At 33.6% G+C, this 16,118-nt stretch carries 16 protein-coding genes; 4 read left to right on the plus strand and 12 right to left on the minus strand.

Features of this window, described 5'->3' with window-relative positions:
• Positions 1-144: 144 nt before the first annotated feature.
• Positions 145-765 carry a YrbL family protein gene (locus tag J3U57_RS03005; protein WP_267343844.1) on the plus strand — a complete coding sequence of 207 codons (621 nt, stop codon included), beginning with the start codon at positions 145-147 and terminating at the stop codon, positions 763-765.
• On the opposite strand, the gene pmrB is transcribed toward J3U57_RS03005, so the two are convergent.
• The 12 genes from pmrB to J3U57_RS03065 form a co-directional block, all read right to left on the minus strand.
• Positions 746-1,837, minus strand: a complete 1,092-nt coding sequence (gene pmrB, locus J3U57_RS03010; RefSeq protein WP_267343843.1) for a two-component system sensor histidine kinase PmrB — start codon at positions 1,835-1,837, stop codon at positions 746-748. The two genes, J3U57_RS03005 and pmrB, sit on opposite strands and share 20 nt — an antisense overlap.
• A 29-nt stretch (positions 1,838-1,866) precedes the next feature.
• A complete protein-coding gene (gene pmrA / locus J3U57_RS03015; protein WP_267333091.1) occupies positions 1,867-2,532 on the minus strand; it encodes a two-component system response regulator PmrA in 666 nt (221 codons plus the stop codon).
• A 12-nt stretch (positions 2,533-2,544) separates the two neighbouring features.
• Positions 2,545-4,209, minus strand: a complete 1,665-nt coding sequence (eptA, locus tag J3U57_RS03020) for a phosphoethanolamine transferase EptA (protein WP_267343842.1) — start codon at positions 4,207-4,209, stop codon at positions 2,545-2,547.
• Positions 4,210-4,317: 108 nt separating this feature from the next.
• Positions 4,318-4,857: a phosphatase PAP2 family protein gene (locus tag J3U57_RS03025; protein ID WP_267343841.1), complete on the minus strand. Its 540-nt coding sequence runs from the start codon at positions 4,855-4,857 to the stop codon at positions 4,318-4,320.
• Positions 4,858-5,079: 222 nt separating this feature from the next.
• On the minus strand, positions 5,080-5,763 hold the full coding sequence (locus tag J3U57_RS03030) for an amino acid ABC transporter permease (RefSeq protein WP_267343840.1): 684 nt from the start codon (positions 5,761-5,763) through the stop codon (positions 5,080-5,082).
• Between the two features lie 2 nt (positions 5,764-5,765).
• Positions 5,766-6,494, minus strand: a complete 729-nt coding sequence (locus J3U57_RS03035; protein WP_267333095.1) for an amino acid ABC transporter permease — start codon at positions 6,492-6,494, stop codon at positions 5,766-5,768.
• 3 nt (positions 6,495-6,497) lie between these two features.
• Positions 6,498-7,331, minus strand: a complete 834-nt coding sequence (locus tag J3U57_RS03040; protein ID WP_416379559.1) for an ABC transporter substrate-binding protein — start codon at positions 7,329-7,331, stop codon at positions 6,498-6,500.
• 216 nt (positions 7,332-7,547) lie between these two features.
• Entirely contained in the window at positions 7,548-8,012 is a 465-nt protein-coding gene (locus J3U57_RS03045; RefSeq protein WP_267343839.1) for a YhcH/YjgK/YiaL family protein, read from the minus strand.
• Positions 8,013-8,065: 53 nt separating this feature from the next.
• Complete coding sequence (locus tag J3U57_RS03050; RefSeq protein WP_267343838.1) at positions 8,066-9,262, minus strand: sialidase family protein; 1,197 nt, start codon at positions 9,260-9,262, stop codon at positions 8,066-8,068.
• 12 nt (positions 9,263-9,274) lie between these two features.
• Positions 9,275-10,678, minus strand: coding sequence for a sodium:solute symporter family protein (locus J3U57_RS03055; RefSeq protein ID WP_267343837.1), 1,404 nt, complete (start codon positions 10,676-10,678; stop codon positions 9,275-9,277).
• Positions 10,679-10,721: 43 nt separating this feature from the next.
• Positions 10,722-11,600 (minus strand): dihydrodipicolinate synthase family protein, encoded by an 879-nt coding sequence (locus J3U57_RS03060; protein WP_267343836.1) that lies wholly within the window; start codon positions 11,598-11,600, stop codon positions 10,722-10,724.
• 27 nt (positions 11,601-11,627) lie between these two features.
• A complete protein-coding gene (locus J3U57_RS03065) occupies positions 11,628-12,764 on the minus strand; it encodes an iron-containing alcohol dehydrogenase (protein WP_267343835.1) in 1,137 nt (378 codons plus the stop codon).
• Positions 12,765-12,989: 225 nt separating this feature from the next.
• Between J3U57_RS03065 and dtnK the strand changes: the two genes are divergently transcribed.
• From dtnK to J3U57_RS03080, 3 genes are read left to right on the plus strand one after another with little or no spacing between them, the layout of a single operon-like run.
• A complete protein-coding gene (gene dtnK, locus J3U57_RS03070) occupies positions 12,990-14,270 on the plus strand; it encodes a D-threonate kinase (protein ID WP_267343834.1) in 1,281 nt (426 codons plus the stop codon).
• Between the two features lie 12 nt (positions 14,271-14,282).
• Entirely contained in the window at positions 14,283-15,266 is a 984-nt protein-coding gene (gene pdxA, locus J3U57_RS03075) for a 4-hydroxythreonine-4-phosphate dehydrogenase PdxA (protein ID WP_267343833.1), read from the plus strand.
• A gap of 22 nt (positions 15,267-15,288) precedes the next feature.
• Positions 15,289-16,050, plus strand: coding sequence for a DeoR/GlpR family DNA-binding transcription regulator (locus tag J3U57_RS03080; RefSeq protein WP_267343832.1), 762 nt, complete (start codon positions 15,289-15,291; stop codon positions 16,048-16,050).
• Positions 16,051-16,118: the final 68 nt, after the last annotated feature.

A 16,118-nucleotide genomic window follows, 5' to 3' on the forward strand; every position in this document is an offset into this window, starting at 1 on the left:
TTGGGAAAAACACTGTTGTAACGTGGGTTGCAATATTATACAGAAATATAATAAAAGCGCTACATTTTAAATAAAAAATCATGGCATGCGAAAACACTTGCTGATAAACTCTAAGCGAACTATTAATAACGCATTAAAAATTAGATGGAAAATTTAATTCAACTTACCGATAAAGATTATATAAGCAAGGGGTTACACCGTAAATGCTATCATCACCCAGATGATCCGAATAAGTGCATCAAAGTCAATTATAATGACGGGGCAGAAGAAGAAACCAACCGCGAAATAGCCTATTATAAGCATCTTATTAAACGCCACATATCATGGGATGCGTTAGCACAATATTACGGTCCGGTAAACACCAATTATGGCCAAGGTCATGTGTTTGAACTCATTCGTGATTATAACGGTGAAATAGCGACTCCACTTGAAAAATATTTGTTGGATGAACAGCTAACCAAACAATATTTTGATGCATTAGTCATTTCGCTAAAAGCATTAAAAACAGCATTGTTAAATGATCGAATTATTACCATGACAATCAAAAGTAAAAATATTTTATTTCAACATTTATCAACAGAAGCAAATCGCTTAATTATTATTGATAACATTGGTAATTCGACATTGATTCCTATCGCTAATTATGTTTCTTATTTTGCTAGAGCCAAAATTGAACGCACTTGGCAACGGTTTTTAGCTTCATTAATCAGAGAAAACAAACACAATCAGTTAATCACTCAATTAGTTAACGAGGTGAATCAGTAAGGCGCAATGTTGCTACTGCACCTTTAATATTATCTTGTCTATTGTTAAGGGTGAATACGCCATGATGTAAATTAGATATACGATTAACGATACTTAGCCCAAGCCCTATTCCATTATGTTTTCTATCCATACGGAAAAAAGCTTGGGTCAGTTTTTCACTTTTTGACTCATCAATGCCCATCCCTTCATCGATAACCGAAATAACAATATCTTTGTCGTCCTTAAGGCAACTAACAGTGATGTTAGTATTTTCGGGGCTATATCGATGAGCGTTTTCAACTAAATTACGTACTAATAGACGAATTAACGTCGCATCACCATTAAACGTTACAGTATGGTCAATAACCTGCCACAAAACTAACTGATTTTTTTGCGAAGTTAATTCGCTTAACTCATCGGTTAATGGAATCATGACATCTTGATAAAAATTAATTTTTTGATATTGACCAATAGTAAATTTTTGACTGGCTCTAGCTAGCATCAATAATTGTTCAACTGTATTGACCAAACGATCAATTCGCTCAATTAATTCATGGCAATCAATGTGATGTTTAGTTTCTAATAATTCCAAATGGAGACGAATACCGGCTAAAGGTGTTCGCATTTCGTGAGCAACATCAGCGGTAAAAAGCCGCTCTTGTGATAACGTGTTATTCAATCTTAAAAATAGATTATTTAATACCGTAGTAATCGATTTGATCTCTCGCATATTACTAATTGGGGCAATGGGTTTAAGATTTTCCTCAGTACGTTGGTTAAGATCGTGCTCAAGAACTTCTAGTGGTTTTGTTATCCATTTAATTGCCTTATAAGCTAAAAATAACGTAACTAGCATCATCGAAAAAGCTGAACAAAACAAAGCAAAGATAGCTTCAAGTTCCTCATGTTCGACAACTTCGTCAATTTTATTTTGGCTTAAAGTTAAATTCACTAAAACATCAATTTGTTCTTTACTTTCATGCCATAACCAAAACACGGTGATGATTTGACAAATCAGCATAATAGCGCCCAAAGTAAAAAATAGATTCCAGCGAATTGTGTGACGAATTTTACTGATAGAATTTATGATCATAACATTTTTTCTTAATTGATTGTGCATGGTTAATCGTCTTGAGTATTAAGCTGATAACCGTAACCTCTTACAGTACGTATTAAATTTTTACCCAGTTTATTTCGTAGCCCATGGATATAAACTTCCAGTACATTTGAACTCGGATCACTTTGCCAATCATACAAATCATTTTGCAACAGATCTCGATGGACTTTTTCACCGGCTTTTAACATTAATCGAGATAACACAATAAATTCCTTAGGGGTTAGCATCACTTCTTGATTAGACAAAATGGTCTTTTGTTGTTTTATATCAATGGTGATAGGACCATAACTAATAAGGTTTTCGGCAATTCCCTGATGCCGACGTATCAGCGCTCGAATGCGTGCTAATAATTCAGTCAAAGCAAAGGGTTTAATTAAGTAATCATCCGCACCAAGATCTAATCCTTGAACCCTATCTTCAATAGTATCTCGAGCGGTTAAAATCAATACGGGGATACTAATTTTATTTTTACGCCAGCGTGTTAAAAGCTCAAGTCCATCACAATCGGGCAAGCCAAGATCTAAAATAATCAAACTAAATTGTCCAAATAGTAAATGTTGTTCAGCTTGTTCCCCTGTTGCCGCCACTTCACAAACATAACCATTCGCGGTGATACCATCATACAACCCTTTTTGTAACAGATTATCGTCTTCAACAATTAATATTTTCATGATTTTTAAAACCTATCCACGAGCATTTTTACAAGAATTTAAGCTATCGAGTGATTGATTATACTCTTTAGTCTGAATAGCAAAAATGCCTAATAATAAATGAAACAAATTATCATGCGATAAAAGGTCCTGTTTTGCATGATTTTGTATACATGCTGTATTGATATGATTTAAGTTTGCTAAATGCTTTGAAATCCACAAAATAAATGGAATTTTAGTTTGTTGTGTTGGCGCAATTGAATAAGGAAAACTGTGTAAATATAGACCATTTTCACCCAACGATTCGCCATGATCGGATAAATAGATCAGCATCGTGTTATATTTATTTTGCTTACGTTGTAAAAGTTCAATTGTTTGATTGATAATATAATCAGTATACACAATCGTATTATCGTAAGTATTCACTAAACTGCCTAAGTCACAATTAGTTATCTGATTAGTATCACATGTTGGTGTGAATGTTCTAAATTGTTCAGGATAACGTTGATAGTAATTTGGACCATGACTACCTAAAGGATGTAAAACAATTAAGGAATCTTTATCAAGATGTTGCAGCTTTGTGGCTAACTCATTGACAAGCACTTCATCATAACACGCCCCATCTTGGCAAAGTTTGCTACCGCTATTTAGATACTTTTTAGTTATATTTTCATTTTCAATCCTGTTACAAACACCTTTACAACCAGTATTATTATCCAACCAAATTACATTTATACCTTGTTTGTTTAAAATATCGAGTATATTTTCTTGACGCAAAGCTAAAGCTTCATCGTAATTTTTACGTGACATATTCGAAAACATACAAGGGATAGAAAAAGCAGTATAGGTACCACACGACGTTGTATTTTGAAACGAGATAACATCATCACGTTTGCTTAACAAAGGCGTTGTGTTTTTACCATAACCATTTAGTGCAAAATTTTCACTACGCGCTGTTTCGCCAACTATTAACACAACAACTGTTTTAATAGCTTCACTATCACTATTAACGACTTGCCGATGAGCATCATCACCGATTGTTAAAAAAGGGCGATTTTTATTTTGTTCAAATTGATATTGTCCGTATAGTGCACCAATATAATTGGATGGGAGTAGATATTTGATTATTTTGCTATTATTACGCACAAACGTAGCATAATTTTTATAAAAAATAAGCGCAATAAGCCCAACCAATAACAGTGCTAATAATACAATCATGACATGCTTAAATAAAAAATATAATCCTATCGTTCTTGGTTTAATTTTAACAAATATAATGACAATACTGGGTAAAATCCCTAACAGTAAAATACAGTTTATTAATTCAAAGGTTATCAACGATGCCGATTCAGTAAAACTCGTCTCTAACGTATTTTGCAACATACTGCGATCAATCATAATGCCAAATCTGAGCATAAAATAAGAGAGTGCTGAACCGATTATGACTAAACTACTTGCTACTATTTTAACTAACCATTGATTTAATAGCAGAGTGAGCAGGATAAAAATCACACAAAAAACAACAACAGGCATGGATATAAAAAAGGCAATATTTTCAATAGAATCTAAAGATAATTTGATTAAAACTTGTTTGTAAAAACTGATATTCAAAATTGTCGCTTGATATACTGCAACTGACACAATGAGCGTACGCAGTGATATAGGACGAGTTAAAAGCATTTGAATTATTCTTTTCATAAAAAACCTATACTACATTTATACCTATCCCTAAAGGAAGTTCGTGTTTAGCTATCAACGTTAATGAATATGTAAAAATGAATGATGTTTATTTAATTAAAATACTGATCAGCGAATAAAAATCATTGATAGTAATTTATAAATAATCGGCCATAACTTTTGTATTACATAAGCTGAAATTAAACTCACTATAAAGCCCCCCACTATGTCTAATGGCCAATGGACACCTAAGTAGACTCGGCTCCAACAGACTAAAATAGCCACAACAGTAAATAGCATTAGAAGTTTTTTTAATTTAGCACCGTAATTTAAGCAAATGACTAAACAAATAGTCCAAACAAAAACCGCATGTTGGCTAGGAAATGAACTTGTTTTATCGTGATATAAATAATTGGTCCCTATATTTTGTGCAAAAGGACGCGGTGAATAAAAGAGATGGCGAAGAATAAACGTGACCAATAATGCCAAAGCTAAACCAATGGCAATTTTAATAATTAATTGTCGACAAGAAGGCTGTAAAAACCAATAAATGCCTAAAACAATGACAGGCAAATATACTAAATAATTTGCACAAAAAACAGCAAAATAGACAAATGTTTTTGAAGCTTGTTCTGATGCATTAATGAGTAAAAAAAGTTGAGTATTCACATTGTTCCACATAAAAAAAACCAATATTATTTATAATGTGAACTAATTTAATCAATAAATCTTAATACAACCTTAATGCAATAAATTTCAAATATAAATTCCATTTCGGTTTGATACGCCCAAGTAAAGTGGAATAAGGCTATATTTGATAAAGGGATAATGATTTTACCAAACTTAACATAATCAGAAATTATGGTTAGTTTGGCGGTTCAACAATAATGATCAGTGAATACGAAATAATCGACTTTTTGATAGCATAGATAAAGAAAAATCCAACAACCAGCAAATAATAAAATAAACGACAATGACAAATAAAAATATCTCGGTTGGATAAACCATACTACGATTGTTGATTTGTGTTGCAACAAAAGTAAATTCAGCCACACCAACAATATAAGCTAAAGAGGTATCTTTAATGAGTGAAACCCATTGATTAACGAAAGATGGCAACATCATTTTTAGTGCTTGCGGCAAAATAATAAAAATAATAACTTGTCTTTTAGTCAAACCTAACGAATAGGCTGCTTGCCACTGTTCTTTGGCAATCGCAATCATACCCGCATAAACTGAATGACCAATATAAGCCGCGCCAATTAAGGATAACGCGAATATCACTGTAGCTATAGCTGGCACATCAATATCAAGCAATATAGGTAATAAAAAGTAAGTCCAAAAAATTAGCATAATCACAGGAATAGCTCTTAAAAAACCCAATAAACTAATTAATATATAGCGACATATACCTTTGGTCACCGTTAAGCCTACCCCAGCTAAAATCCCCAAAAGTGTAGAAAAAAAGATAGCGGCAATGCTCATTAATAGTGTCAAGAAAATGCCGCCAGGAAAGTTTCCCCACATTAAATAATCCAGGTTATTCCAAATAAGTGCTAAACCTTTAAGTTCCATAACTAAACCTTGTTACCAAATTGCAGTCGTTTTGCCTGATAAATATTGCCGAGCGTACCTACAATCACTATAGCTAAAATATATAAAAACGTTGCAATGGCAAAATCCTGAAAAGTTTTAAGCGATTCAGTTTCTACTTGTCGAGAAACGTAAGACAACTCTAAGACGCCAATCGCCATGGTCAGGGATGAATTTTTGATAATATTCATATATTGACCAATTAATGGTGGGAATGCGATACGAAAACTTTGCGGCAAAATAATAAAACGCATACTTTGCCACCAAGTCAACCCGAGTGCCGATGATGCCTGCTGTTGCCCTTTACTCACCCCAGATATTCCTGCTCGAAATTCTTCAGCAATAAACGCACTAGAATAAAATGTTAAAGCAATCAAACCAATAATAAATTCAAATGACGGCATTTTTAAAGTGAACAAAAATAAATTAATCTGTGGTTCATCAAATAACCACATTTTAAATTCAGCAGGTAATAAACTTCCAATGCCAAAGTACCAAAAAAACAGTTGAGGCAATAATGGCGAATAACGAAAAATGGCGTTATAGCTAACTACAACGCCTTTGATAAATTTGATATGACTTTGTTGAGCAATAACTAGCAAAAAACCCAATACAGTAGATAAAATGATTGTTAAAACCGAAATAGCGATAGTGACTAAAAAACCATCCCATAACCACCATAAGTAACGTGGTTCTAGTAACTGCTCAAACATAAATTATAAACCTTGACCTATTTTAAAATCACCGCGCGGCATAGCTGATTTGGTTTCTGGTCCAAACCAACGATTATAAATCGTTAATGCTTCACCATCATTTTCAAGTTTTAATAGTATTTGGTCAACCTTTTCTTTCAAACGGGTTTCCCCTTTTGGAATACCAACAGCTTGATACTCTTGGGTAATACTAAATGGCGAAATTTCAAATGCGGCGCGTTGTTCGTCAGGCACATTAGCAAGTAACCCAATTAATTTAGCATCATCTTGAGTTATAGCTTGTACCACACCATTACGCAATGCAGTAAAAGCAAAAGGCGTATCGTCATAGGAGATCACCTTAGCTGTTGGATACTTTTCACGTAAAGTAATTTCCATTACCGTACCTTTATCAGCACCAATGCGTAAATTTTTTAAATCATCAGGCGATTTTAATAACCCTTTTTTGGCAATAAATTTTTGCCCGGTAGCAAAGTAAGGTAAACTAAAATCGACTGTTTTAGCGCGTTCATCAGTAACCGTAAAGTTTGCTACAATCAGATCGGCTTTTTGTGAGGTTAGTAAGGGAATACGGTTAGCCGGATTAGTTGGAACAAGATCAACTTTTACATTCAATGCTTTAGCAATTTCATTAGCATAATCAACATCAAGCCCTGCAATTTTATTCGTTTTTTCATCAATAAAGCCAAACGGCGGATTGCTATCAAATACGGCTATTTTAATTTCACCGCGTTTTTCAATATCATCCAAACGATCCGCAAAAGCAGAGTTCGTTCCTAATAAACTACCAATTAATGCTACTACTGTTAGCGTTTTAGTTAAAAATTTCATCTTGATTTCCCCAAATAAGGATAGAGTTAAGTACAACTAAAGTCTAACAGCAAATAACTTAGGTAACTAAATAATAAATTTTTACATGGTTATAACTAATAGTTATATTGAATATAAATAAGAATTGTAAACATTGATAAATGGGTAAAAGTTTATCACAAAAAAACAAGTTCATTAACTGAACTTGTTTTGACTTTTTTGTAGGATGTTTTTGTAAAGAATTTAAAGAATATTTGCAGGAACTTTAAATACAACTTTTCGTACTTTTTGGGGAACATTAATCATACACAAAGCCTGATGGGCCTCACCAGGTGCAAAAGTAACAAAATCTCCTTCAGTTAAATAAATAGCATTATTTATCTTAGGATTTTCCAAAATATACAAATCAGGCTTTTTCTCATAGCAAGGTTCATTACTAGAATCAATCAAACTGTAACGAATGATTTCTTCACCTTCTAAGATCATTTGAATATCTAAAAATAGCTTATGAAACTCTGTATGTCGCTCTTGCTCAGGTGAAGTATAAGAATCACCGATATTATAAAACCACTCTTCTCCTTTTAGTTGATATCTACCATCAGGTAAAGTCTTTAGATATTCAAAGCTAGCTTCTGGTCGAGCTAAAATACTATATAACGACTTAGGTAGTGTTGCTAAATGTAGAAATTTTGTATTACCAGCAATCATTTTCAATCTCCCTTTGCCAGTTTACCTTTTAAAATTTAAGCCCTTTAAATTTGCTAGGACTTATTATCAATAGTGGACTTAACCCAATCTTCTTCAACCAAAACATATTTAATTGCCATTCTAAAATAGGTATAGGCGATGTGTAACTTACCATCTAAGCCTTGTTTGATACTTGGATATGAAAACTCTCGATTAAGATTGTCTTTAGAATTATTTGACATACAGTAACCATCACCTTCATCCAAATTTCGAATATAGGGCCATGTTTTACCATTATCAGTGGAAATTGCTAACGACATAGGCGCTCGAGGAGCACCCCAGAAAGCATTTTTTTGCCCATCAAGAATTTTTGCTTCTTCTTTATGTGCACTGCTTTCATCTTCTATTTCATCATAAAGAGATACACGCCTTTCTTTGGCATCTTTGGCACTTGAGTTATTAAATACTAGGGCAATATGACCATTATCTAATACTGTGGCTTGAATTGATGAATTATTATTAGGTAATATGGTAGCAACAGGATTGGTCCACGTATAACCACCATCTGTTGATCTACTTTCATAAATATGATCAGCCCAGCGACTACGAAAAATAGCATACAAAGAGTTATCTTTTAGCATTAAGATATTCATATGCACACAGCCTAGACTTTCAGGGACATCAATATTTGACCATGTTTTACCTTTATCTTTAGAAATCATCACACCGCTAGTGTCATAACTTCCAACCCACTTTTCACCCGGTTTTGCAATACAGTAAAAAACTGGCAATAACCAATCCCCGTTTGGCATAACTGTAATAGGCTGGCGAATAAAAATACCTTTATTGGGGTCTTCCAATAATGTTTCAATCGGCCCCCAGGTTTCTCCATAATCTAGTGATTTTCGATAACGGACAATCGCAGTATCTTGGTTTCCTGAAATTTGCGCAGTATATAAAATCCATAAAACATTATCGGGATCTAAAAAGAATAATGGGTTTTGTTCAGATCGTGTTGGATCGTCCGAAAGTTTAACTGCTTTTGTCCATGTATCACTCCCTTTTTTTAATCTAGAATAATATGCAGAAATGTCAGGAATCCCTTCTTGTGTTCCACCAAACCATGTGCAAAGTAGATCACCATTTGGCAATTGCAACAAATTTGCTGCATGATTTTGCACACATTCGGTCGGCAAATATGCATCAACACGTTGTGAATCATCAGTATTTTTACATAATCGGCCCGAACAATCTAATGTTACTTTTGTCATTCCTTTATCTCCTTATAAATTATCCGCTTTAACTTTAGTTTTTACAAAAGGACTGATTAGCACTTTGTCTAATAACATAATTAATGCCGGTGAAATTAATGCTACATACATGTTATTAATACCAAATGGGTCACCGCAGTAGAACCAAAGAGACGTTATAATTGCAGCACCAACTAAAGCCATATTTGCAGCTCGTGTACTATTTAAAAATGGTAGATAGAAGGCTATCATTGCTACAATGGTAATTGATAAACGAATTGCTCTTGTGAAGAATGATAATTTCAAAACTTCAGGAAAAGCAAGTACAAGTAATAATGGAGCAAAACCAACAATAACCGAAATAATTTTTGTTGCTTTAAATTCTTTTTCTGCTGTTGGTTTACAGTAAGGAACATAGAAATCTTTAACAATTAAAGAAGCTATTGCTAATGCCACTGTACTAACACTGATAAAAATTGAAGCAACTAATGATGTAGTAATAATGCCTGCCATGAAAGGGTTCATATCTTGAATAAATACAGGTAGTGCATATAAACTTTTAATGTCAGGATGTAGGAATTTTGCACAAACACCAATAACAGCTATTGCTATCGCAATTGGTAAGCAGAAAAAGAAAGCATACCAACAAGCTCTTTTAGCTGATCTTGCATCTTTAGTTGATGATATAGCTTGAATAACAAATTGCGTACAGAATATTGAGCCTATAGTACCGATTAACCAGGCAAAAATCGTACTAGCGCCGATTGAACCATCCCAAGTCCAATAATGAGGCGGCATTTGTTCAATCATAGGACCAAAACCACCAGTAAGATAAAGCGCTGTTCCTAAAATAAATAACACACCAAAATACTTAACTGCGCTATGAATAATTGTTACATAAGCAACACCTTTCAAGCCACCAAAAGCGAAATAAAATGTACTCACCACAGCAGTAATAAAGGCGGCAACGGGTAAAGAAATTTGAAGTACAGTAGAAATAGCTGCTGCACCACTAATATAATTTCCGACATTTACCAGTATTAATGCGTAAATCATTATAAGCGAAATTAGATTCTTAGTTGAATTACCATATTTTTGAGCGATAGCACCAGAAATTGTAATTTCCCCTGTGTTATAAATTTTTTTAACTAATATCAAACCAAATAGAGGAAAACCTATTGCTGCACCTATAACTGACCATGATGCTGCAATACCATTATCAAACGCGGACTGAGCCGTACCTATAGTTGACTTCGCACCAATATACTCAGTCATCAATAAAATACCAACGACAATTGCAGGTACAGCTCGAGAACCTTCCATAAAGTCACTATTATTTTTACTTCTTAAAAAATAAGTCATCCATGAGGTAGCTAAAATATAAAGAACTACAATACTAATTATTATTATCGTGTCAATCGTTCCAAAATAATGCATAAATCACCTTTCATGTTTAATATAATTACAAACTAAGTATTTGTTATAATTCTTTAATAATATTTTTAATTGTGGCTATATGTTCACCCGTGAACAAAATTGGATAACGACTTACACCAACATCTTCGCCCATTAAAGTTAATGCTTTCTTAACAGCTGCTGGTGAAAATACTGTTGCATACAAATTTTTTCTTAAATCCCCAACCGCATCTTGAGCTGCTTTAGATTTAGCCAGATCACCTTTTTTAAAATTTTTCCAGATGGCATTAATATAACCTGGTGCAACATTTGCTAACCCTGAAATTGATCCAACTGCACCACCAATAAAACCCTGATAAATAAGCGAATCTGGCCCTGTTAATACATCAAAACCATCAATTTTATTAGCGACATCTAGGAATGCTTGTAAGCTTTCTGCACTACCTGCACTATCTTTAATCCCTAAAATATTAGGATGTTCAGCTAGTTTGGCAGCGGTTTCTGGTTGAATTGTGTTACCGGTTCTTGCGGGGATATTGTATAAAAAGACTGGAACAGTAAGAGCGTCAGCAATAGCCGTATAGTGATAAATTAGCTCCTCTTGTTTAACGGGTATAAAATAAGGTGCTATGACTGATACCGCATCAACGCCTAATTTCTCAATCTCTTTACCTAATTTGATTGTTTCACGTGTCGAGATTTCTCCAATATGAGCCATAACAGGCGATCTCCCTGCTACTTCATCAACACAAACTTCAGTCACTTTAATTTTTTCTTGAGTACTTAATACAAAAAACTCACCATTAGTACCATTGCAAAAAACACTGTTTCCATTTGTTAGTTGACGTTGGACTTGTTTACGCATCCGTTTTGGACAAAAATCACCATTGTCATCAAAGGTGGTAACAATAGCGGTTAAAATTCCTTCTATTTTTTTTCTCATTATATTTACTCCTGCTAACCAAGTTTTTTATAAAAGCGATCGATAAATAGCTAATACATCTTGTTTGGAAACTTGCTTTGGTACGTTATTCATTAAACGTTTCACATCAAGAGCTGCATCAACTAGATAATGTAGATCGTCTGATGAGATATTGAGTTCCTGTAATTTGCAAGGCAATGCTAAGCGTTTTACTAGTTCTCTAAAGTAGTTAACTAAAGCATGTGATTTTTCTTCTGCTGTTAAGGTTAGAACGGCATCAGGTAAAAGATCATAAGCTTGAGCGAATTTATCAACTACTGCATCACGAACAAATTCCATACAAGGAACAAGTAAAATGGCATTAGCAACACCATGAGGAATATGGTATTTACCGCCAAGTGGGTAAGACATTGCATGAACTAAATGAGTACCTGCATGAGCAATCGCAGCTCCACCATAATAAGACGCCCATAACATATTCAGTTTTGTTTCTATATTGGTTTTATCATTAACTGATTTTTCGAGAGAATTAAATAATTTTTGCATACCGATTAAGGCATAATTGTCACCTATAGGATTAGAAATATTGGCTGTAAAGCACTCTATTAGATGGCATAATGCATCTATACCTGTTGAGGCAGCAATATGATTTGGCATTGACGTTGTTAATTCAGGTACTAAACAGACATAATCAGGTAACATAACAGGAGAAATTATCCCTTGTTTTGTATCTTTTTCTGGAATAGCTAAAATAGCATTAGGAGTTGCTTCCGAACCTGTTCCAGCTGTAGTGGGAATCAATATAGAAGTACAACGCCTAGTTGGTTTTTGCCCATCTAATAACTGTTCAAGTGTAATGTTTGAATCTTTGATACATAAAACAGAAATCAATTTAGCCACATCAAGTACACTTCCACCACCGACACCAATTACAAGATCTGCATTAGAAACTTTCATTTTATTTAATAAATTAGTGACATCATGATGACTTGGTTCTGGTGGGATATCATCAACTATGGTTACTAAAGCGACATTTTCTTGCACTTTTTTGATAAGTTCTTTTGTTACGGATAAATTAATAATATTTTGATCTGTTATAAACAGAACATGTTTACGATCTTTCAATAAAAAATAGAGATCTTTTAAAACTCCTTGCCCACTAAGAATTGTGCTATTTATATGCATAATTATCCCCACCCCAAAAAATGAAAACTATAAATCAAATTGATCTAATTTAATCATTAAATATTAATTTATGTTTGAATTATGAGCAAGAAAAATGTAAAAAAATATGACAAAGATCACATTATGATTATTTTGATTTTTTTTAATCATATTGACTATTATTTTTAATCAAGAATATGTATAATCAACAGAATAAAAGGAATTATTTATGATCAAGGGATCTTAATGATTAAATTAATTATTGCTGATGACTTCACTGGTTCTAACGACGCAGGTGTACAATTAGTAAATAAAGGATTAGTAGTTAATGTAGTTTTCGATTGGGAAAAAGCCAACTTATCGAAAAAATATGGTATTCAAGAAATTAAAAACGACAATCACGAAGTTATGGTCGTGAATACTGAAAGTCGAGCCGTATCAAATGAAGAAGCAAAAAAAAGAATACAAACTGTTATAACAAATAATCCTAATTTAAAACAGATTTATAAAAAAATTGATTCTACTTTACGGGGAAATATTGGTACTGAAATAGCCGCACTACTGGATAATATTAAAAATAAAGTTGCACTGGTTATACCCGCATTTCCCAATATGAATCGTACGACAATAAATGGCAATTGTTACATAAATGGAATCGAGTTAGTTAAAACCGAATTTGCAAGTGATCCTAAAACGCCTATTTACTCATCAAACATAAAAGCTTGTATTGAACAACAAACCAATCACTCATGTGACGAGATCTATTTAGACAAAGTAAGAAGTGGTGTTTTAAAACAACATATTGAAAATGCGATCAATAACGAAAAAAAAATAATCGTTATTGATGCTGAAACAAATGATGATTTACAACATATTGTTGAACAAATTTTACCATTACAAGATAAGCTTTTATTAGTTGGATCGGCTGGGCTGATTGATTTTTTGCCTATACATCATCATGAAAAAAGGTCAACTAAACTAAAAAGCAGCACTCATCCATTGTTAGTCATAGCGGGGTCAATGAGTGAAAAAACACAACAACAAATAAACTATACAGCTAAACATAAAGATAATCTGATAATTTTTGATATTAATGTTGCAGATTTATTATCCAATATATCACTATCTAAATTATCCCAATTGGCCAAAGAGATTCAATCACAACTAGATTGTCAAAAACATTGCATAGTCAGAACCAGTTCTAATATCGCTGAACGTTATAAAGTTGAAGATTATTGTCAAGAATATAACTTAACTCGAGAACAACTTGGTGAACAAATTTGTCAATCTTTAGGTCTATTAGTCAAGCAACTACAGTTTGAAAATCTATTTTTGACTGGCGGCGATGTGGCTATAGCTGTAGCCAAGTCTTTAGGGGCAATAGGCTTTAGAATTGAAGGGCAAGTAAGCCTAGGTGTACCTTATGGTCAATTAATCAGTAACAAGCTTTTGTCATATCGAGTATTTACCAAAGCTGGAGGCTTTGGTTCGAACGATATATTTTTAAGAACATTAGAATTTATTTAAAGGAGAAATACGATGTCAAAGATCGTAGCGATAACAATGGGCGATCCAGCTGGTATTGGACCAGAAATTATTGTAAAAGCTTTACAATCAGAAGTACTTAAAAATATACATTCTGTTGTAGTCGGTTCTGCGGATGTCCTAAAAAAACAATTAAAAATGGGATTATTTACTAATGTAAAAATTAATGTAATTGAACAGGTTAGTAATGCAATTTTTCAACCTAATATTATTAATGTTATTGATATTAAATTGGACGATATTGATACTTTAAAACCTGGAATCATTCAACCCCAAGCTGGTGATTTGGCTTATCGTTGCGTAAAAAAGGCGACAGAACTTGCTTTGAATGGTGAAGTATCAAGTATTGCGACTGCACCACTTAATAAAGAGGCCTTACATTCTGCTGGGCATATGTATCCAGGACACACCGAATTATTAGCAAAATTAACCGATAGCAAAGATGTAGCAATGGTGCTTTACACCGATTCACTTAAAGTCATCCATGTCACAACTCATATTTCATTACGTAAATTTTTAGATACCTTAAGTAGTGAACGTATTGAAAAAGTCATTAAAATTGCTAATGATTTCCTTACAAAAATTGGGATTAAACACCCTAAAATTGCCGTTGCAGGCGTTAATCCTCATGCTGGTGAGCATGGTTTATTTGGTGATGAAGAGATTAAAATTGTTACGCCCGCTATCGAAAAAATGCGTCAATGTGGAATTGATGCCATTGGCCCCTGTGCTCCAGATACCGTATTTTTACAAGCACATCAAGGCAAATTTGATATGGTCGTTGCCATGTATCACGATCAAGGTCATATTCCACTTAAGTTATTAGGATTTTATGATGGTGTAAATATTGCCGCTGGTTTACCGTTCATTCGCACATCCGCTGACCACGGAACCGCCTATGATATTGCTTGGCAAGGTGTTGCAAAACCAGATAGTATGATAGAATCGATTCGATTAGCGGAACTGTTATCTAAGTAAAAAATAGAAGGAGAAATTTTCAGTGGGAAAATACAATCGACTTGAGCAAATCATGGACTACTTAAAAATTCATAATCTGGTGACAGTCGAAGAGTTAGTTATCGCAACTGAAGCCTCTCCTGCTACTATTCGACGCGATTTAATCAAATTAGATCAACAAGGTGTCATTAGTCGAACACATGGGGGCGTAACACTAAACCGTTTTATTCCTAGTCAACCAACTACTTTTGAAAAAATCCATAAAAATTTTAACGAAAAACAACTTATAGCAGATGTAGCTGCAAAGCTAATAAAACCTGGTGACTCAATCGCTCTTGATGCCGGAACAACGACATTAGAAATAGCAAAAAGAATTACGCAAATGCCAGTTAGGGTCATTACATCTGACTTACATATTGCGCTATTTTTGTCTGAATTTAAACAAATTGAAGTCACAATAATTGGTGGCAAAATTGATGACAGTAGCCAATCTTGCATCGGTGAACATGGTCGCTCCTTGTTATTACAAATTAATCCTGATATATCCTTTGTTAGTTGTAACTCTTGGAGCCTAAGTAAAGGTGTAACAGCACCAACTGAAGATAAAGCACTAATTAAAGCCAGCTTTGCTGAAAAAGCAGATAAAGTTGTTCTTGCTGCAGATAGTAGTAAATATAATTCTTACTCTTTATTTACGTCTATACCACTAAACCGCTTTACTGACATTATTACTGATAATCATCTTGATATAGAATCCGTACAAGCTCTTAAAAATCAAACATTTAAATTACATATTGCAAAATAGTCTATTCCACTAATAAAAGATCACCAATGAAAAAACTTTATTTGTAGTATTAGCTTCAGTAAAAAATT

The organism is Gilliamella sp. B3464, from assembly GCF_026536145.1.
Lineage (GTDB): Bacteria > Pseudomonadota > Gammaproteobacteria > Enterobacterales > Orbaceae > Gilliamella.